Source organism: Micromonospora sp. WMMD1120 (assembly GCF_029626235.1).
Classification (GTDB): Bacteria; Actinomycetota; Actinomycetes; order Mycobacteriales; family Micromonosporaceae; genus Micromonospora.
Genome location: NZ_JARUBO010000005.1, coordinates 1,285,680 through 1,303,744, shown reverse-complemented (window position 1 = coordinate 1,303,744; position 18,065 = coordinate 1,285,680). Strand labels below are relative to the sequence as shown.

The window sequence follows — 18,065 nt, the reverse complement described above, 5'->3', positions numbered from 1 at the left end:
CCCCGTCGATCATGAAGTTATTGTCACGACACGCCGGGTGGTTTCTAGGCTTCAGTGCAACTGATCTTGGTTGGGCTGGGGGTGCTGGTGGCGAGGCCGGGTGTGGTGACGTTTGGGCATCGGCAGGTGTTGGAGCATCTGTGGGGGGCAGGGCGGACGATTTCGCAGATCGCGGGTGTGCTCGGGGTGTCGGTGAGCACGGTCTCGCGGGAGGTGGGCCGGTATCACAGTGCCCGGCATGGGACGAAGAACCCGTTGGGGCGGTCGTTGCCGTCGGGGCGGGCTCGGGCGCCGTATCGGTGGGGGTATCAGGCGCAGTGGGCGCAGCGGCGTGCTGACGCGGCGCGGCGTCGGCCGAAGGCGACGAAGTTGGGGGCCGGGACGCGGCTGCGGCAGGTGGTGCGGGGCAGACTGGCGCGTAGGTGGTCTCCGACGCAGATCGCCGCGTGGCTGCGGGCCATGTTCGCTGACCGGCCGGAGTTGCAGGTGTCTCACGAGACGATCTACCAGGCGATCTACGTTCAGTCGCGGGGCAGCCTGCGGGAGGAGTTGACTCGGCAGGTCGCTCTGCGCTCGGGACGCGCCGACCGGCGTGCCCAGTCGCGGCTGGCGGCAGCGGATCGGGGCCGCCGCCCCTGGATCGGGGACCTGCACATCAGTAACCGGCCCGCCGAGGCCACCGACCGGGCCGTGCCGGGTCACTGGGAAGGTGATCTGGTCATCGGCAAGGGCGGCCGCTCGGCGATCGTGACACTGGTCGAACGCGCCACCCGCTACGTGATGCTCGGCGCGCTGCCGCACGGGCGTGACACCGAAGCCGTCATCGGCGTGCTCACCGACCTCGCCGCCCGACTACCGACGCACCTACGCCGCTCACTGACCTGGGACCAAGGCAGCGAGATGGCCGCCCACGCGGTCTTCACCGTCGCCACCGGCTGCCCGGTCTACTTCTGCGACCCCCACAGCCCCTGGCAACGCGGCAGCAACGAGAACACCAACGGCCTGCTACGCCAGTACTTCCCCAAAGGCAGCTACGACTTCCGCAGCATCAACCAGAGCGGCCTCGACGAGATCGCCCACGAACTGAACACCCGCCCCCGCCAAACACTCGACTGGGCAACCCCAGCCGAACGCCTAGACCACCTCATCGCCGCCTAACGATTGCACTCACCCCTTGACCCCAAGCCGTGTCGGATGGCGACAACTTCATGATCGACGGGGTTCTTCTACCGGGAGGTTGGGCGGGTGGAGTCGCGGATTGCGGTGGTCAGCGGGGGTGGGACCGGGATCGGGGAGGCGGTCGCCAGGGCGTTCGTTGGGGACGGGTACGACGTCCTCATCGTCGGCCGGCGGGCGGACGTGTTGACGGCGGCCGCCGAGCGGATCGCCGCCGACTGCGGACGGCCGGACGCCGTCACCCCGGTGACCGCGGACCTGACCGAGCCGGAGCAGGTGGACCGGGTCCTCGCGGCGGTAGGCGGTCGGCCGGTCGACGCGGTGGTCAACAACGCGGGCGGCTACCTGGCCGGGGAGACCGACACGCTGGCCGGGACCGCCGCGTACTGGCGGGCAAACCTGGACGCCAACGTGCTCACCGCGGTGCTGCTGACCGAGGCGCTGCGGCCGACCCTGCGTCGCCCCGGCGGCCGGGTGATCCTGGTCGGTTCGATCGCCGCCCAGCGGGGCGGCGGCGGCCCGTACTCGGCGGCCAAGGCTGCCCTGCACGGGTGGGCGTACGACCTGGCGGCGCAGCTCGGCCCGGAACAGATCACGGTCAACGTGGTGAGCCCGGGCTACGTCGCCGAGACCGAGTTCTTCGGTGACCGGATGACTCCCGAGGGGCACGCCAAGCGGGTGGCGGCGACCCTGGTCGGGCGGGCCGGGCTGCCGGACGACGTCGCCGAGGCGGTCCGCTACCTCGCCAGCCCGGCGGCCGGCTACGTGACCGGCCAGGTCCTCGGCGTCAACGGCGGCTCGGTCCTGGGCCGGTAGACCGGGGCGCTCAGCGTCGGCCGTGTTGATCAAGCAGTTCGCGTGCTCCAATTCGGCCTGCTCACCTGGTTGGTGGTGCTGGTCTACGCCCTGTGACGACGAAGCTGGCGGAACGGGCTCGCCGCCGTCGGCCACCGCTCGGTGATGGTCACGTTCATCGGCGTGGTCGGCGGTGGCGACCCGGACGACATCACCCCACCCGCAGCAGACCGGGCGGCAGACCGAGGGGATGTCCGCCCGCGCTGGTAGAAATGCCGGATGGGCGACGAGCGGGCGGCGGTACGGGAGCGGGCCGAGGCGGTGCTGCGCCGACTGGCCGGGGAGCACGCGCGGCTGCGTGAGGACCAGTGGCGGGCCATCGAGGCGCTGGTGATCGACCGGCGGCGGGTGCTCTGCGTGCAGCGCACCGGTTGGGGCAAGTCGGCGGTCTACTTCGTGGCCACCGCGCTGCTGCGAGAGCGCGGGCGGGGCGGCGGCCACGGCGGGGAGCACGGCCCCACAGTCATCGTGTCGCCGCTGCTGGCGTTGATGCGTAACCAGGTCGAGGCCGCGGCGCGGGCCGGCATCCGGGCCCGCACGATCAACTCGGCGAACCTCGACGAGTGGGACGAGATCACCGCCGAGATCCAGAGCGGCGCTGTGGACGTGCTGCTGATCAGCCCGGAACGGCTCAACAATCCGGACTTCCGCGACGGCGTGCTGCCCAAGCTGGCCGCGACCACCGGGCTACTGGTGGTCGACGAGGCGCACTGCGTCTCCGACTGGGGTCACGACTTCCGACCGGACTACCGGCGGCTGCGCACGTTCCTCGCCGAGCTGCCCGAGCGCACGCCCGTGCTGGCCACCACCGCCACCGCGAACGCCCGGGTCACCCAGGACGTCGCCGAGCAGTTGGGCGACGCCCTCGTCCTGCGCGGCACCCTGGACCGCGAGTCGCTGCGCCTCGGCGTCCTCGACCTGCCCAGCCCGGCGCACCGGCTGGCCTGGCTCGCCGACCACCTGGACCGGCTGCCCGGCTCGGGCATCGTCTACACGCTCACGGTCGCGGCGGCGGGGGAGACGGCCGAGTTCCTGCGCTCCCGGGGCTACCCGGTCGCCTCGTACACCGGTCAGGCCGACGACGCCGACCGGCGGGCCGCCGAGCAGGACCTGCTCGACAACAAGATCAAGGCGTTGGTCGCGACGAGCGCGCTCGGCATGGGCTTCGACAAGCCCGACCTGGGCTTCGTCGTGCACCTCGGCGCGCCACCCTCGCCGATCGCGTACTACCAGCAGGTCGGCCGCGCCGGCCGGGCCGTCGAGCACGCCGAGGTGCTGCTGCTGCCCGGCGTCGAGGACGCGGCCATCTGGCGGTACTTCGCCTCGCTGGCGTTCCCGCCGGAGCAGCAGGTCCGTGCCGTGCTGGCCGCCCTGCACACCGACCGCCCGCTCTCCACCCAGGCCCTCGAACCCCTCGTCGACCTGCGCCGGGCCCGCCTGGAGTTGATGCTCAAGGTGCTCGACGTGGACGGCGCGGTCCGCCGGGTGCGCGGTGGTTGGCTCGCCACCGGCGAGCCCTGGGCCTACGACGAGGCCCGGTTGCGCCGCGTCGCCGAGGCGCGCACCGTCGAGCAACAGGCCATGCGGGAGTACGCGACCACGCCCGACTGCCGGATGCGGTACCTCCGGGAGCGCCTGGACGACACCGGCGCGACAGACTGCGGCCGGTGCGACAGGTGCGCCGACCCCCTCTTCACCGCCGACGTGTCGACGGCCGCGCTGAGCGCGGCGCAGACCTTCCTGGGCCGACCCGGCGTGGAGATCGCGCCCAAGAAGCTCTGGCCGACCGGTTTGGAGGCTGTGGGCGTACCCCTGAAGGGGCGGATCGCCCCGACGGACCAGGCGCTGCCGGGGCGGGCCGTGGGCCGCCTCTCCGACCTGGGCTGGGGCGGACGCCTGCGGGATCTCGTCGGCCCGGAGGTCCCCGACGTGCCGGTGCCCGACGACGTGGCCGCCGCCGTGGTCGAGGTGCTCAAGGCATGGGCGCACGGCGACGACCCGTGGCCCCGCCGGCCGGTCGCGGTGGTGGCGGTCGGCTCCCGGCGGCGGCCCCGGCTGCTCGGCTCGCTCGCCGAGCGGATCGCCACTGTGGGCCGGCTGCCACTGCTGGGTGAGGTCGCCCCGACCGGTCCGGGCAGCCCTGTCGGGCCGCGCGGCAACAGTGCCCAACGGGTACGCGCGCTGCACGACGCTTTCACCGTGCCGGCCTCGGTGGCTGACGTCCTTGCCGGCCTCGACGGGCCGGTGCTGCTGGTCGACGACCTGATCGACTCGGGGTGGACGATGACGATCGTGGCCCGGGAACTGCGCCGGGCCGGCGCGACCGACGTCCTTCCGCTCGCCCTCGCCGTGGCGGGCTGACCTGCCGCTCCTGCTCGCCCGGTTCGGGCGGGGGGGATGGTCCGCCGGTGGCTCCCGCTCGCCCTTGCCGGGCCGACCGGCTGGTTCGTGGGCGGCGGCTGGTTCCCGGGCGCGCTGGCGGCGCTGGCTGGTTCCCGGGCGGCGGCTGGTTCCCGGGGCGGCGCTGGCTGGTTCCCGGGCGGCGGCGAATGCGACAGTCGCCACGCCCTGCGGACGTCGGCCGAGAGTGGCCCGGCGCGACGGTACCGTGGCGACATGACCCACCAGCAGCCCGTCCGCCGTGCGTCCGCCGTCGCGGAGCCGACCGCCGGCGACGACGAGGCCGCGCCCCGGGCGACGACGACTCCGGACCAGGCCCCCGCCGGGCCGGACCGGATTCCCGCCGGGCCGGATCAGGCCTCCGCCGGGCCGGATCGGGTTTCCGCCGGGCCGGATCGGGTTTCCGCCGGGCCGGACCAGGCCTCCGCCGGGCCGGACCGCGGCACTCTCCGGCTGGCGCTGGTGGTCGGCGGGCTGGTGCTGGCGGTGCTGCTCGGCTTCGGGCTGGGCCGGATGAACACCACAGGGGCCGCCAGCGGCAGCCCGTCGCTGGCCGCCGAGCACACCGACCCGCCCGGCGTCGGGCCACACAACCACGGCTCCGCCGTCGGCGCCGATCCGGGCGGGGCCATCGAGCCCGGCGGCCTGGCGGTCAGCGCGGCCGGGTTCACACTGGCTCCCCTTACCAACGAGTTCGCCGCCAACCGTCCGGGTCAGCTCCGCTTCCAGGTGCGTGACGCGCAGCGTCGGTCGGTCACCCGGTTCGCGATCGTGCACGACAAGCCGATGCATCTCATCGTCGTCCGGCGGGACCTGACCGGCTACCAGCACCTGCACCCGACAATGGCGGCGGACGGCACCTGGTCGGTGCCGTTGACCCTCGCGCGGCCGGGGGTCTGGCGCGCGTACGCCGACTTCACAGTCGTCGCCGACGACGGAACGCAGACCGCTGTGACGCTCGGCACGGACCTGGTCGTACCCGGGGACTACCAGCCCGTCGCGCTGCCGGCGCCGGCCACCTCGACCACCGTCGGCGGGTTCACGGTGGCCTACCAGGGCACTCCGCAGGCTGGGACGACGGTGCCGTTGACCTTCCGGGTCGACGGGCCGGCCGGAGCCGCCCCGCTGGAGCGTTACCTCGGGGCGTACGGGCACCTGGTGGCGTTGCGCGAGGGCGACCTCGGCTACCTGCACGTGCACCCGGAGCCGGAATTGGTCGACGGGCAGATCAAATTCTGGCTGACCGTACCCGGCCCCGGACGCTACCGCCTCTACCTCGACTTCCAGGTAGATCAGAAAGTCCAAACCGCCAATTTCACCCAAACCATCCCCTAAACCCCCCGACCGGATCCCCCAGCCCTCACCCCGCCCCCGTTGATCATGAAGTTATGACCACGTGGCTCGGCGTGTCATGGCAATAACTTCATGATCAACGGGGGCGGGGCGGGGCGGGGCGGGGCGGGGCGGGGCGGGGCGGGGCGGGGCGGGGCGGGGCGGGGCGGGGCGGGGCGGGGTGGGGTGGGGCGGGGCGGGGTGGGTGGGGGCGGGGTCGGGCGGGGTCAGGGGTTAGCTGGCTCGGCGGATGGGGCGGCGGGCCAGGTAGCGGAGGAGGTCGCGGATGTGGTGCTTCTCCTCGGCGGGGACCGTGGGGTCTGCCAGTCGGTCCAGGATGGCGCGGACGTCCGCCTCGACCGGGCCGTCGTCGTGGCGACGGCGGGGTGCGGGGCCGGCGTCGGGTAGGCCGAGGGCGCGGAACGCGGCGGCGACCGGTAGGTCCAGGGCGGAACAGAAGCCCCGCACTTTGGCCAATTCGGGGTAATCCTGCCAATCGCCGGCGAGCCAGCGGAAGACTGTCGAGCGGCCCACGCCCGTGTGCGAGGCAAGATCGGTCACGGTCCAGCCGCGTTCGTCGCGAGCGTCATCGATGGCGCGCCGGACGAAGCGAGCGAAGGCCATCTGCGGTGTTACGTCTGCGGATCCCATCCCTGTGTGTCTTCCCTCCCCGCGGAGCACCGGGACGATGCGCCTTCCGAGGGTAGTACGCCGAGGGCCGCAAACAACTGACTGACCGCACAATCTGTCCCATGAATGAGACTTCTCTGAGGTTCTCCTGTTGCAGATCGAAAGTTGCATCGAGCGATCAACGTCGTTCTTCCACTAAGCTCGGTGCCCGTCCCGGCAGGCAACGGGTGCCTGCGTGTCCGACCGGACCACCGCCGAGGAGCACCATGGCCGACTCGAGCCGCCCCCAGCCGTACCAGCCCGGTGCGGTGAGCCTCTTCTTCGTCGCCAAGGCCGCCGTCTTCGCCGCCGCGTTCTGGATCTGGTTGCTGATCCTGGTGCTCCGCACCGACTCGGCGACCGGCCTTCAGGTGCTGGCGGCGACCGGCGCCGGCACCACCACGCTGGTCGGTGTCGTGCTCGGTGCCCGGATGGCGTTGCAGCGCAACGCCGCCATCCGGCACAGCGAGGTGAAGAAGCTGCTCGTCGACATCTCCTGGAACGCGTTCACGGCGGCCGGCAACGCGGAGAGCACGGGCAAGGTCGTACCCTTCCCGACCGTGTCGAGCGACGACGAGTGGGTGGGTCAGCGGCCGGGCGCGGAGCGGGTGTCGGTCCTGGATCGGAGCATCGAGCGCAGCGGCGTCCGCGACCGGGGTGGCAACGCGGACCGTCGCCGTTAGGGCGCCAGCAGGGTTTCCAGCCGGGGCGTGACCCGCCACTGGTCCACCAGCTCGCGGTACTCCGTACGCTGTGACTCGGTCGCCGCGCTGCCGGTGCGGCGGGCGCGGATCAGCAGGTTCCGCGGCGTGTGCTGCGAGTCGACGAACTCGACCACCTCGGCGCGGTACCCGTGCAGCCGCAGCAGACCGGCGCGCAGCGCGTCGGTGAGCACGTCGGCGAAGCGTTCGCGCAGGATGCCCTGCCGGGTCAGCAACTCGTACGGTGCGGGGGCGGGGTGGGCGCGTAGCTGCTTCGCCAGGTCGTGGTGACAGCACGGCGCGGCCAGCACCCACCGGGCGTTCCAGCGCACCGCCCGGGCCAGCGCCTCGTCCGTGGCGGTGTCGCAGGCGTGCAGCGCCAGCACCAGGTCGGGCGCGGGGTCGACGACGGCGTCGGCGATCGTGCCGGCCACGAAGCTGATGGAGTCGGCCCAGCCCAGCCGCTGTGCCAGCTCGGTGTTGCGCCGCCGCTGGTCCTCCCGGACGTCGACGCCGACGAGTTGGACGTCGAGCCCCCGACCGGTGAGGTAGCGGTAGGCAGCGAACGTCAGGTAGGCGTTGCCGCAGCCCAGATCGACAACCCGCAACGGACCGGTCAGCTCGTCGGGCAGGGTCGCGGCCAGGGCGCGCAGGAACGCGTCCACCTGCCGGCGCTTGGCCGCCGAGCCGCCGATCTCGGCGAAGATCGGGTCACCGGGGTCGAGCAGGTAGTCCTTCGTCCGGTCGTTGCCGCCCGGACTCGCCACCGGTCGGGACGTCGCGGCCCGGTGCACCTGTGCCTCGCCGGACTTGGTCACCCGCAGTTGCAGCGTCGCGTCCGCCGTCTCGACGTGCCAGTTGCCGAACGGCTCGGCCAGCAGCTCGTCGACCGCCCCCGCCGCCTCCGCGCCGGGAGCCACGTTGCGGGTGTACGGCCGGCTGCCGTCGGACGTGGCGATCTGGAGTCGGGGACCGGCCTTCAGCGTCACCGGCCGCAGCTCGGCCCGGACCACCGTGGGGCGCCGCCCTCTGCGGCGTCCGGCGGCGACCGCACGGGTCAGCGTGGGGTCGAGCAGTAACGCCCGAACCTCGGTCAGGGCGGCGTCCAGTGGTTGCGGCATCGTTCCATCTTCGGCAGCAGGTGCGGTGGGGAGAAGGGAACATCCCCCGTACCGCGAGCGGCGGTCCGGGGGATGTCAGAGGTGGTGCTCGTCAGTCTGCGGTCGCCTCGGCCGGCGTACCCGCGCCGGAACCGCCACCACGGCGGCGCCGGCGGCGGCGCGGCTTGGCCGGTTCGCCGTCGGAGGTCGCGGCCGGCTCGGTGGGACCGCTGTCGGCGGAGATCACCGCGGTGGTCTCGCCCGCGACCACCTCGCCGCCCCGGCGACGACGCCGACGGCGAGGGGTACGGGTGCCCTCCTCCTCGGCATCGGCCGAGGGTGCGGCGGCGTCGGCCGGCGTGCCGGCGGCGGAACGGTCGCGGCGACCCTCGCCCCGGCCACGGCGCTCGCCACCGCGACGGGAACCCCGGCCACCGCCGTCGCCCCGGCGCGACCGGCTCGTCCCACCCAGGTCCTCCTCGATCTCGGCGGACAGGCCGGCCCGGGTGCGCTCGGCGGTGGGCAGCGTGCCGGTGACCTCGGTGGAGATGTGCAGGTCGGTGTAGAGGTGCGGCGACGTGTGGTACGTCTCCGGCGGCTCCGGCATCTCCAGGCCGAGGGTCTTGTCGATGATCCGCCAGCGCGGCATGTCGTCCCAGTCGACGAAGGTCACCGCGACACCCGTCGCGCCGGCCCGGCCGGTACGACCGATGCGGTGCGTGTAGGTGTCCTGGTCTTCCGGGCAGTCGTAGTTGATGACATGGGTGACGCCGGTGACGTCCAACCCGCGGGCCGCCACGTCGGTGGCGACCAGGATGTCGATCTTGCCGGCCCGGAAGGCCCGCAGGGCCCGCTCGCGAGCGCCCTGGCCGAGGTCGCCGTGCACCGCGGCGACCGCGAAGCCGCGGAAGTCGAGGTCCTCGGCGACCCGGTCGGCGGCCCGCTTGGTCCGCGTGAAGATCATGGTCAGCCCACGCCCCTCCGCCTGGAGGATGCGTGCCACCACCTCGAGCTTGTTCATCGAGTGGGTGCGGTAGACGAGCTGCTGGGTCTGCGGCGAGGGGCCGGTCTCGGCGGTGTGCCCGGCGTGGATCGTCATCGGCTGGCGCAGGAAGCGCCGGGACAGGGTGACGATCGGGTCCGGCATGGTGGCCGAGAAGAGCATCGTCTGGCGGTCCTCCGGAAGCATCGCCAGGATCTTCTCGACGTCGTCGAGGAAGCCCAGGTCGAGCATGCGGTCGGCCTCGTCGAGGACGAGCGCGTGCACCCGGTCCAGGCGGAGGTGCTTCTGCTTCTGCAGGTCCATCAGCCGGCCCGGGGTGCCGACGAGGATCTCGACGCCCTTGCGCAGCGCGTCGATCTGCGGCTCGTACGCCACGCCGCCGTAGATCGGCAGCACCCGGACGCCGCGCGTCCGGCCGGCGGCGGCCAGGTCCTTGGCGACCTGGATGCCCAGCTCGCGGGTGGGTACGACGACAAGCGCCTGGGGCACGCCGTCGCCGCCCTCGGCCGGGGCGAAGACCCGGTCGAGCAGGGGTACGCCGAAGCCGAGGGTCTTGCCGGTGCCGGTGGGCGCCTGACCGATCAGGTCGACGCCGCGCAGCGCGATCGGGATCGCGTACTCCTGGATGGCGAAGGCGCGGGTGATGCCGGCCGCGGCCAGGGCCTCGACGGTCTCGGCGCGGGCGCCGAGCTCGGCGAACGTGGGTGCCTCCGGTCGGACCGGGGCGGTGGGGGCCAGCTCCTGGCCGCCCGTCATATCGTGAGTCAACTCGCTCATCTGGATCTGGGGGTGCCCTCTCGTGGGTGCGCCCGTCATGTCCTCAGGGCGCGTTCGGTATGACGCGGGCCACACGGTCGGCGGGCAGACTGCCAGGCCGGACCGGGCCGCACGCGCTCCGCGGGCTGAGCTTCGATCAGATCGGCGCCCACGGCAACTGCTCCATGTTACCTGAACAGGCGCCCTCCCGTCCCGATTCCCCGCCGGCCGACTGGCGCCCGGGGCAAGTAGAAGTGATCCAGGTCACAAAGATGTGGTGATCGTCTGGGACGCCGGGCGACCTGGTCGGCGCGGTAGCCTGCGCTCGTGTCCGCCCCCGGTTCCGCCGTCGTCGACCTGTTGGGCCTGGTCGCCTCCGGTGAGCTGCTCGCCTTCGAGCGGATGGCCGGCGACGCCCGGCTCGCCCCTGACCTGCGCCGCCGAGCCGCGCTGAGCGAGATGGCCGGGGCCGGGATCGCCAACTACCGACGTCTCGCCGACCGGCTCACCGCGTTGGGCGTGGTGCCGGCGGACGCCATGACGCCGTACGTCGAGCCGTTGCAGGCGTACCACGACTCGACCGAGCCGCGGGACTGGGCGGAGGTCGTCACCAAGGCGTACGTGGGCGACGCCATCACCGACGACTTCGTCCGCGAGATCGCCGGAGCGCTGGAGGAGCCGGACCGGACGTTGGTCCTGGAGGTGTTGCACGACACCCGGTACGCGGACTTCGCCGCGACGGAGATCCGGGAGGCCGTCGCGAACGATCCACGGGTGGCCGGTCGGCTGTCGATGTGGGCGCGGCGGCTGGTCGGGGAGGCGTTGTCGCAGGCCGGGCGGGTCGCCGCCGAGCGGGCCACACTCACCGCGCTGATCGCGCGGGACGGCCGGGTCGACGTGCCGGGGCTGTTCGGACGGTTGACCAGCGCGCACACCGCGCGGATGGCCGCCGCCGGGCTGAACAACTGACCGCCCGACGGTCGGTGCCGGCCTGCGGCAGGTGGGCTCGACGCCGACCTGCCGCAGCGGCCGGACCGCTCAGCGGACGGTGAAACCGACCGCCCGGGGCGACGCCTCGGCGATCTCGACGTAGGCGACCTTCTCGACGGGAACGATGACCCGCCGGCCCTTCTCGTCGGTCAGGGAGAGCGTGCCGCCGTTGCCGGCGAAGGCGTCGGTCACGATCTGCTCGATCTCGGCCGGCGACTGCGCGCTGTCCAGTACCAGCTCGCGCGGCGCGTACTGCACGCCGATCTTGACCTCCACTGTGCCTCCTCAACTGGGGCGAAAGAACCGCCCTGCGAAGGCTATCCGATCACGGGCCCGGCGGTCAGGCTGACTCACCTTGCAGCGGGAAGCTCGCGATGCCCCGCCACGACAGCGCGGCCACCAACGCCTCGGCCTCGGCCTTGGGCACCTGGCGGCCGCCGGCCAGCCAGAACTGCGCGGCGCTCTCCGCCGCGCCGACCAGCCCGGAGGCGAGCAGCTCGGCGTGCGACCGGCTCACTCCGGTGTCGGAGATGATGGTGTCGGTGATCGCCGCGATGCAGCCCTGCTCGACCCGCTCCACCCGCTGACGCACCGCCGGGTCGTTGCGCAGATCCGACTCGAAGACGAGGCGGAACGCCTCGCTCTCGTGGTCGACGAAGTCGAAGTACGCCCGTACGGACGCGCTCACCCGCTCCTTGTTGTCGCTGGTGCTGCGCATCGCCTCGTGCACCTTGGCGACGATTGCGTCACAATGCGTGTCGAGCAGCGCCAGGTAGAGGTCCATCTTGCCGGGGAAGTGTTGGTACAGCACCGGCTTCGAGACCCCGGCCCGCTCGGCGATGTCGTCCATCGCGGCGGCGTGGTAGCCCTGGGCGACAAACACTTCCTGCGCTGCAGCGAGAAGCTGCTTGCGACGCGCGGAGCGAGGCAGGCGGGTGGGCCGGCCAGCGGTCTGCGCGCCGTTCCCCGCAGCGGTCATGGAATCCTCCGAGTTCTCCGTACGAGCCGGCATTTTCCCCCCAGACCGGGCAAAGCCCGTGACCCCCGTCGTGGAAATGGCCCGCCGCTGTAACTTATCGCCACTCTCGGCACACGGTAGCCTCAGCGAGGGCGACCAAGGAGCGCGCGGTGAGTGAATCAGGGCAACCCGGAGCCGCCACCCCGGGAGAGCACGGTGACGAAGCGGGTCGGCACGACGACCCGGGCCGTCCCGGCAGTGGGTGGGCGCCCCCGGCGGGTGGGTGGCCCCGAGCCGCCGATCGCGACGACCCCCGGGACGAGGCGCCGCGCTGGCAGCCGGACCCGGCGTCGGGCTGGCGTACCTCGTCGAAACGACACGGCGACCTACCGTCGCCGCTGGTCGGAGGCGCGGGTGACACTGACGCGCCGACCCGGGCCAACGGACAGCACGCCAACGGCGCGCACCACCCGGACGCGGTCAACGGCGCGCACCACCCGGACGCGGTCAACGGCGTCCGTCATCCCGGCCTGGAACCGCCGGCCGGCCGCCCCACCCCGGTGAGCGCACCGCCCGGAGCGCCCGCCGAGGGCCGCCCCAGCGCGGCCGGCGAACGGCTCGTGGTGCCCGCCCAGCGGCCCGCGCCCACGGCCGAGCAGGGGGCCGGCGAACCCGACCCGGCTCGCCCCCCACAGTCCACCGTCGATCCGGCCGCCGCTCACCGGGCCCGCTGGGCCGAACCCGGTCCGCCCACCTCGGCGCCGCCGGCCGTCCAGGTGCCGCCCGTCGGCACCGCCGCGTCGGGCTTCGAGGTGCCGCCCGGATTCCACGCCCCGACCGGTGAGCGGTCGGCCGCCGACGACATCTCGGCCGGGTCCCACAACTGGCAGGACCCGCTCCCACCGGAGCAGAGCGCGGCGGCCTCGGGTCCGGCCGGGCACTCCGGCGAGCCCGAACCGGGTCACGCCGCCGACAGGTCCCGACCGGCGGAGCCGCACCGGGCCGGCGAGCCGCACCGGGCCGGCGAGCCGGCGGCGGGTGACCCGGACTGGTCGGAGCCGAGCTGGAACCGTTCGAGCTGGGGTGGCGGTTGGGCACCGCCCTGGTCCCAGCAGCGGGACGAGCCGGTCGGCCCACCGTCTGAGGACGAGCCCGCGCCGGGCTGGGTGGCCGAGCCGCACCAGCCGTACGAGCCGGTGCGCGCCGAGTCGCCCCGCCCGTACGAGCCGGTGCGCGTCGAGCGACCCCGCTCCTACGACCCCGCCCGCGCCGAGTCCGGCTCGGAGACCGCGACCGGCCGGCCCGGCGAGCCGACCAGCGGTCCGCCGGCTGAGCGTCCGTCGTGGGCGGGTGGTGCGGCGCCGACCAGCGGTCCGCCGGCTGAGCGTCCGTCGTGGGCGGGTGGTGCGGCGCCGACCAGCGGTCCGCCCGCCGAGCGCCCGTCCTGGGCCGGGCCCGGCGCGACGAGCGGACACGCGGCCGGCCTCCCGTCCTGGTCCGCCGGGGCCGACCGGGAGCCCACCAGCGCGCCGCCGGCGCGGCCGTCCTGGGCCGGTGGGTCCGAGACGGCGACGAGCGTTCCACCGGTACGACCGTCCTGGGCGCAGGGGCCCGACCCGGTGCCGGGCGGTTCCCCGTCGGCGCGATCCTCCTGGGCGCCCGTCCCGACAGCGCCGGAGGTGGCACCGTCGGACGACGCGCCACCCCCTGCGCCGGCCGGGCCACCTCCCGCGCTGGCCGAAGCGCCACCGGCTCCGGCGAGCCCGCCGCTGGTGGTGGACCGTTCCTCGTGGACCGGCGCCCCGCCGACGGCGAGCAGTTCCCGCGCCGACCGGCCGGACTGGTCGGAGGGGCGGATACCGCCGACTCCCGTGGAACGTCCGTCCTGGCCGGCCAGTCGGTCGACCGGCGCTTCCGGCGGGGGCGACCGGGGCGAGACGGCTGGGCCGGCACGGCCGGAGATCCGGCCGACCGCACCGTTCCGACTCCGGCCGGAGGCCCCCGAGCCGCCCGGTCCGGTGCCCGGCGAGCCACCCAACACCACCGTCCCGGCGAACGAGCCGTCTTCGAGCGATGCCACCTCGTCCCCCGGCGCGGCGTTCCCCTCTCCGCCCGCGTACGGGCCGGGTCGTCGGGAGCGGCAGCCGGCGGCGTCCGCGTACACGGCTCGCCGGTCCGCCCCCGAAGCGACGCCGGGCCCGTCGGATGACGGCGTGCAGCCGACCGAGGGCGCTGCGGTGTTGCCGCAGCGGGTGCCGGCGGAACCGGACGTGCCGGTGGTGCCGGAGCCACCGGGCGTGGAGCCGCCCGCCGAAACCCCGGAACTCGCCCGCATCGCCACCCACCTGCGGCGCGACGACGAGCCGGCGCCGCTACGGGAACGCCCCGAGGGATTCGACGTCAACGCCATCCTGGACGCCGTCCGGGAGGTGGCCGGTGTCCGTGACGCCGCCCTGCGTCGTACGCCGGCCGGTGCGCACAGCCTGCGACTGGACCTGGCCGACGGCGCCGACCCGGCCGAGGTGAGCCGACAGGTGGCCCGGCTGCTCCAGGAGCGGATGGGCCTGGCCGCCGCCCCGCAGAACGTGCCCGGCCTGCCCAGCACGCCACCGCCGGCGACTCGCCGTCGCGCGGCGGAGATCCGGGCCACCGAACGGGTCACCAAGGAGGCGCTCGGCGTCGACGGAATCCGTGCGGCCGACGCGGCGGACGCCGCCCGTCGGTCCGCCGGCCGGGTCGAGGCTCCGCCGACCGCCCCCGAGCAGCGGACCGGCACGGACAGCTCGCGCCGCCGCCGGTCGAACGCCCCGCACCGGGGTCGCGCGACGGTGGAGGAGCCCGGTTCGGTCTCGGCGGCGCCGGCCGGTGCCGCGACCGGCAGCCCGGCGACGCTCGGTACGTCGTACTCCGGTGGTCAGGTGACCACGACGGAGTCGGCGCCGTCCCGGCCGCTGGACACCGGCGGCGCTCCGGGTCCCCGTGTGGTGATCGACCACGTGCAGGTCAGCACCTTCGGCCTGGACGCACACGTGGAGGTCCGGCTGCTGGCCGGAGGGGAGAGCGCCTCCGGGTACGCGACCGGCCCGGCGGTGGACGGTTACGTGCTGCGCCTCTGCGCGGTGGCGGCCGCCGCGGCGGTGGACGAGTTGCTGCGCGGCACCGACAACGCCGAGCGCGGGCGGTGCTTCGTCGAGCACGCGGCGGTGGTGCCGTTCGGCAACTGCGAGGTGGCCACAGTGGTGGCACTGCTCGTCTGCGACGGCTGGGTCGAGCAGTTGGCCGGCTCCGCGCTGGTCGCCGGTGATCCGCGTCAGGCGGTGGTCCGGGCGACGCTGGCGGCGGTGAATCGTCGACTGGAGGCCCTGCTGTCCTGAGTGGTCCGAGGCAGACTGGGGTGATGAGACGCGCCACCCTCTGGCCGGACCACCTGCTCCCCGACGACACCGTCCCGCCGCCGTGGCCGGGCCGGGAGGTTCGCCTCGACGGTCTGGTCACGTACGTGCGGGACACCCCGGCCACCGCCCCCGGAGCGGAGCCGGCGCTGTACGTGCACGGCCTGGGCGGGTCGTCGCAGAACTGGACCGACCTGGCCGGGCTGCTCGCCGACCGGTTGGACGGCCAGGCCATCGACCTGCCCGGCTTCGGTCGCAGCGAGCCGGGTCGCCGCTACACCATTGCGTCCTTCGCCGACCTCGTCGTCCGCTGGATCGAGCATTCCGGTCGCGGTCCGGTGCACCTGTTCGGCAACTCGCTGGGTGGCGCCGTCGCCGTCCAGGTCGCGGCGCTCCGGCCGGACCTGGTCCGGACGCTCACCCTGATCTCCCCGGCGTTGCCGTTCCTCGACTTCCGCCGCTCGTTGCAGGGGCGGATGCTGCCGGTGCTCGCCATCCCGATGGGCGAACGGTTGGTCGCCCGGCGGCTCACCCAGCTCGCGCCGGAGGTGATGGCCGCGCAGGTGCTGGAGGCCTGCGTCGCCGACCTCAGCCGGATCTGCGACCAGCGCCGGGCCGAGGCGCTGGAGGAGATCCGGGTGCGCTACGAGGCTGCGCACTACGCCGCCGCGTACGTCCGCACGTTCCGAGGGCTGGTCTCGAGCTTCCTGCGGGCGTACCTGCCGGGGTCCGGTTCGCTGTGGCGGCTCGCCGCCGCGGTCCGGGCACCGACCCTGGTGGTCGGTGGCCGGCAGGATCGTCTGGTCGACGTACGGGTCGCGCCGCAGACCGCCCGGGTCATACCGGACAGCCGGCTGCTGATGCTCGACGGAGTCGGTCACGTGGCGCAGTTGGAGGTTCCTCGGCTGGTTGCCCGTGCGGTGGTGGGTCTGCTCGCCGAAACGGCTGAGACCGTCGGGCGGTCCGATCTGGCAGGCTGACGTGGATGCCCAGCCCAGCTCGTCGTCCCGGTCGCCGTCGGCGACGTTTGGCGGTGCTCGCCCAACTGGTGGCGGTGGTGTTGGCCGTCGGCGCGGCGGTGACCGTGATCGCCGAGGGGCCCGGTGGGCGTCCCGGGCCGGAGCACCTGGCCGCTGAGGAGATCCGTACGCCTCCGCCGTTGCTGGCCGCGCCGCCGACCGTCGACCCCGTACCCGCCGATGCGGTCCCGTCCAGCCCGCCCCCGGTGCTGCGCGTGCCGGGCGCGGTCCCGAGCGCCGGCAGCGGACGGTTCGGGTACGACGCCCGCTCGGGGCCGGTGCTGGGGCGCGCCGGTGAGCTGCGGCGTTACCGGGTCGCTGTGGAGTCGGGCAGCGACGAGTCCGCCGCCGACTTCGGGCAGGTGGTCGAGGCGGCGCTCGCCGGGCCCGGCAGCTGGGTGGACAGCGGCCGGTTGCGCCTGCGGCAGGTGCCGGGGGACGCTCCTCGCGACTTCACCGTCTACCTGGCCACGGCCCGTACGGCGGGCCGGATGTGCGCCGCCGGTGGGGTGGACATCCGGGTGGGGGGTCGGCCGTACACGTCGTGCCGGGCACCCGGTCAGGTGATCATCAACCTGGACCGCTGGCGGCTGTCGGTGCCGCACTTCGTGTCGGCCGAGGTGCCGCTGGCCGTCTACCGGACGTACGTGGTCAACCACGAGGTCGGTCACCAACTCGGGCACCGGCACGAGCGCTGCCCCGGCGCGGGTCGGCCGGCCCCGGTGATGATGCAGCAGACGCTCTTCCTCAAGGGCTGCACCGTCAACCCGTGGCCGTACCTCGACGGACGCCGCTACTCCGGTCCACCGCTCTGAGGCGAAAAGGCCTATTACCAGCAATATCGGCAAGAGCAGAGAAATGCCCGAATAATCTGGCAGGCTCGACGTCATGACGCCGTCGTCCCCTTACGGCCCGCCAGGGCGGCCCGACCCCTCGCGTCGGCCGTCGTACGACGGCGTGCGGTCGATGCTCGTGCGGATGCGCCGGCGACCTCGCCGTACCCTGCTGCTCGGCCTGCTCGTGCTCGCCGTGGGCGTCGGGGTGACGGTGAGTCGAGGCGACGACGAGCCGCCGACGCGGACCGTCACCAACCCCGGCGGAATGGGGCACGGCGGTGGGGTGGCGCATCCGGCGCCCAGCGGCTACCCGTCGGTCGGCGCGGGACGCTTCACCGCGGCCGACGGTGGGACCGCCGTGCACGGGACGGACGGGCCGCTGCACCGTTACCGGGTCGCCGTCGAGCGCGGCGCCGGTCAGGACGTCGACGCGTTCGCCGCCCGGGTCGACGAGGTGTTGAGCGACGGCCGCAGTTGGATCGCCTCGAACGAGCTGCGGGTGCAACGGGTCGCCGACGCCGAGGAGGCGGACTTCACCATCTACCTCGCCACGCCCGTCACCTCCGAGCGGATGTGCGCCGAGGGCGGGCTGACCACCGAGCGCTACACCTCCTGCCGACTGCCCGGCCGGGTGATCATCAACCTGGCCCGCTGGATGGAGGCGGTGCCCGACTACGGGGCCCCGCTGGACACCTACCGGACCTACGTCATCAACCACGAGGCGGGGCACGAGTTCGGCGAGCTGCACGAGAACTGCCCGGGTCCGGGGGAGCCGGCACCGGTGATGCAGCAGCAGACGTACGGTCTGCGTGGCTGTGTGGCGAACGCCTGGCCCTACCTCGACGGCCGTCGCTACGCCGGGGAGATCGTCCCCTGAC

General features: G+C 73.8%; 15 protein-coding genes. 10 read left to right on the top strand and 5 right to left on the bottom strand.

All coding sequences use genetic code 11. From position 1 onward, the window contains the following. Nucleotides 1–54: 54 nt before the first annotated feature. The 4 genes from O7634_RS06200 to O7634_RS06185 all read left to right on the top strand — a co-directional run bounded on the left by O7634_RS06200 (nucleotide 55) and on the right by O7634_RS06185 (nucleotide 5,766). Complete coding sequence (locus O7634_RS06200) at nucleotides 55–1,158, top strand: IS30 family transposase (protein WP_347404242.1); 1,104 nt, start codon at nucleotides 55–57, stop codon at nucleotides 1,156–1,158. An 87-nt stretch (nucleotides 1,159–1,245) separates the two neighbouring features. After that, entirely contained in the window at nucleotides 1,246–1,992 is a 747-nt protein-coding gene (locus O7634_RS06195; RefSeq protein WP_278149186.1) for an SDR family oxidoreductase, read from the top strand. Nucleotides 1,993–2,250: 258 nt separating this feature from the next. Continuing rightward, a complete protein-coding gene (locus O7634_RS06190) occupies nucleotides 2,251–4,392 on the top strand; it encodes a DEAD/DEAH box helicase (protein ID WP_278149185.1) in 2,142 nt (713 codons plus the stop codon). 255 nt (nucleotides 4,393–4,647) lie between these two features. Further along, a complete protein-coding gene (locus O7634_RS06185) occupies nucleotides 4,648–5,766 on the top strand; it encodes a hypothetical protein (protein WP_278149184.1) in 1,119 nt (372 codons plus the stop codon). Nucleotides 5,767–5,997: 231 nt separating this feature from the next. Here the strand turns inward: O7634_RS06185 and O7634_RS06180 are convergent, their stop codons facing one another. Further along, nucleotides 5,998–6,414 carry a helix-turn-helix domain-containing protein gene (locus tag O7634_RS06180; protein WP_278149183.1) on the bottom strand — a complete coding sequence of 139 codons (417 nt, stop codon included), beginning with the start codon at nucleotides 6,412–6,414 and terminating at the stop codon, nucleotides 5,998–6,000. A gap of 245 nt (nucleotides 6,415–6,659) precedes the next feature. On the opposite strand from O7634_RS06180, the gene O7634_RS06175 reads away from it, so the two are divergent. Further along, the gene (locus tag O7634_RS06175; protein WP_278149182.1) at nucleotides 6,660–7,115 is read left to right on the top strand and encodes a hypothetical protein; all 456 of its coding nucleotides are present in this window, start codon (nucleotides 6,660–6,662) and stop codon (nucleotides 7,113–7,115) included. On the opposite strand, the gene O7634_RS06170 is transcribed toward O7634_RS06175, so the two are convergent. Then, the gene (locus O7634_RS06170) at nucleotides 7,112–8,254 is read right to left on the bottom strand and encodes an SAM-dependent methyltransferase (RefSeq protein ID WP_278149181.1); all 1,143 of its coding nucleotides are present in this window, start codon (nucleotides 8,252–8,254) and stop codon (nucleotides 7,112–7,114) included. The two genes, O7634_RS06175 and O7634_RS06170, sit on opposite strands and share 4 nt — an antisense overlap. A 91-nt stretch (nucleotides 8,255–8,345) precedes the next feature. Continuing rightward, entirely contained in the window at nucleotides 8,346–10,013 is a 1,668-nt protein-coding gene (locus O7634_RS06165; protein WP_278149180.1) for a DEAD/DEAH box helicase, read from the bottom strand. 306 nt (nucleotides 10,014–10,319) lie between these two features. Here O7634_RS06165 and O7634_RS06160 point away from each other — a divergent pair, with 306 nt between their 5' ends. Next, entirely contained in the window at nucleotides 10,320–10,961 is a 642-nt protein-coding gene (locus tag O7634_RS06160) for a ferritin-like fold-containing protein (protein WP_278149179.1), read from the top strand. A gap of 69 nt (nucleotides 10,962–11,030) precedes the next feature. Here O7634_RS06160 and O7634_RS06155 read toward each other — a convergent pair whose 3' ends face one another. Next, entirely contained in the window at nucleotides 11,031–11,258 is a 228-nt protein-coding gene (locus O7634_RS06155) for a DUF3107 domain-containing protein (RefSeq protein ID WP_030329796.1), read from the bottom strand. Nucleotides 11,259–11,322: 64 nt separating this feature from the next. Beyond that, nucleotides 11,323–11,961: a TetR/AcrR family transcriptional regulator gene (locus O7634_RS06150; protein WP_278149178.1), complete on the bottom strand. Its 639-nt coding sequence runs from the start codon at nucleotides 11,959–11,961 to the stop codon at nucleotides 11,323–11,325. A 149-nt stretch (nucleotides 11,962–12,110) separates the two neighbouring features. Here O7634_RS06150 and O7634_RS06145 point away from each other — a divergent pair, with 149 nt between their 5' ends. The 4 genes from O7634_RS06145 (at nucleotide 12,111) to O7634_RS06130 (ending at nucleotide 18,064) form a co-directional block, all read left to right on the top strand. Beyond that, nucleotides 12,111–15,314 carry a hypothetical protein gene (locus tag O7634_RS06145; protein ID WP_278149177.1) on the top strand — a complete coding sequence of 1,068 codons (3,204 nt, stop codon included), beginning with the start codon at nucleotides 12,111–12,113 and terminating at the stop codon, nucleotides 15,312–15,314. A gap of 23 nt (nucleotides 15,315–15,337) precedes the next feature. Then, nucleotides 15,338–16,312, top strand: a complete 975-nt coding sequence (locus O7634_RS06140) for an alpha/beta hydrolase (RefSeq protein ID WP_278149176.1) — start codon at nucleotides 15,338–15,340, stop codon at nucleotides 16,310–16,312. 5 nt (nucleotides 16,313–16,317) lie between these two features. Continuing rightward, nucleotides 16,318–17,166 carry a DUF3152 domain-containing protein gene (locus O7634_RS06135; RefSeq protein ID WP_278149175.1) on the top strand — a complete coding sequence of 283 codons (849 nt, stop codon included), beginning with the start codon at nucleotides 16,318–16,320 and terminating at the stop codon, nucleotides 17,164–17,166. Nucleotides 17,167–17,329: 163 nt separating this feature from the next. Continuing rightward, complete coding sequence (locus tag O7634_RS06130) at nucleotides 17,330–18,064, top strand: DUF3152 domain-containing protein (RefSeq protein WP_278149174.1); 735 nt, start codon at nucleotides 17,330–17,332, stop codon at nucleotides 18,062–18,064. Nucleotide 18,065 lies beyond the last annotated feature (1 nt).

Excerpts from the sequence above, each read along its gene's own strand:
- O7634_RS06190 (WP_278149185.1), top strand. The coding sequence starts at position 2,251 with ATGGGCGACGAGCGGGCGGCGGTACGGGAGCGGGCCGAGGCGGTGCTG.
- O7634_RS06185 (WP_278149184.1), top strand. The coding sequence starts at position 4,648 with ATGACCCACCAGCAGCCCGTCCGCCGTGCGTCCGCCGTCGCGGAGCCG.
- O7634_RS06180 (WP_278149183.1), bottom strand. The coding sequence starts at position 6,414 with ATGGGATCCGCAGACGTAACACCGCAGATGGCCTTCGCTCGCTTCGTC.
- O7634_RS06175 (WP_278149182.1), top strand. The coding sequence starts at position 6,660 with ATGGCCGACTCGAGCCGCCCCCAGCCGTACCAGCCCGGTGCGGTGAGC.
- O7634_RS06170 (WP_278149181.1), bottom strand. The coding sequence starts at position 8,254 with ATGCCGCAACCACTGGACGCCGCCCTGACCGAGGTTCGGGCGTTACTG.
- O7634_RS06165 (WP_278149180.1), bottom strand. The coding sequence starts at position 10,013 with ATGAGCGAGTTGACTCACGATATGACGGGCGGCCAGGAGCTGGCCCCC.
- O7634_RS06150 (WP_278149178.1), bottom strand. The coding sequence starts at position 11,961 with ATGACCGCTGCGGGGAACGGCGCGCAGACCGCTGGCCGGCCCACCCGC.
- O7634_RS06140 (WP_278149176.1), top strand. The coding sequence starts at position 15,338 with ATGAGACGCGCCACCCTCTGGCCGGACCACCTGCTCCCCGACGACACC.
- O7634_RS06135 (WP_278149175.1), top strand. The coding sequence starts at position 16,318 with ATGCCCAGCCCAGCTCGTCGTCCCGGTCGCCGTCGGCGACGTTTGGCG.
- O7634_RS06130 (WP_278149174.1), top strand. The coding sequence starts at position 17,330 with ATGCGCCGGCGACCTCGCCGTACCCTGCTGCTCGGCCTGCTCGTGCTC.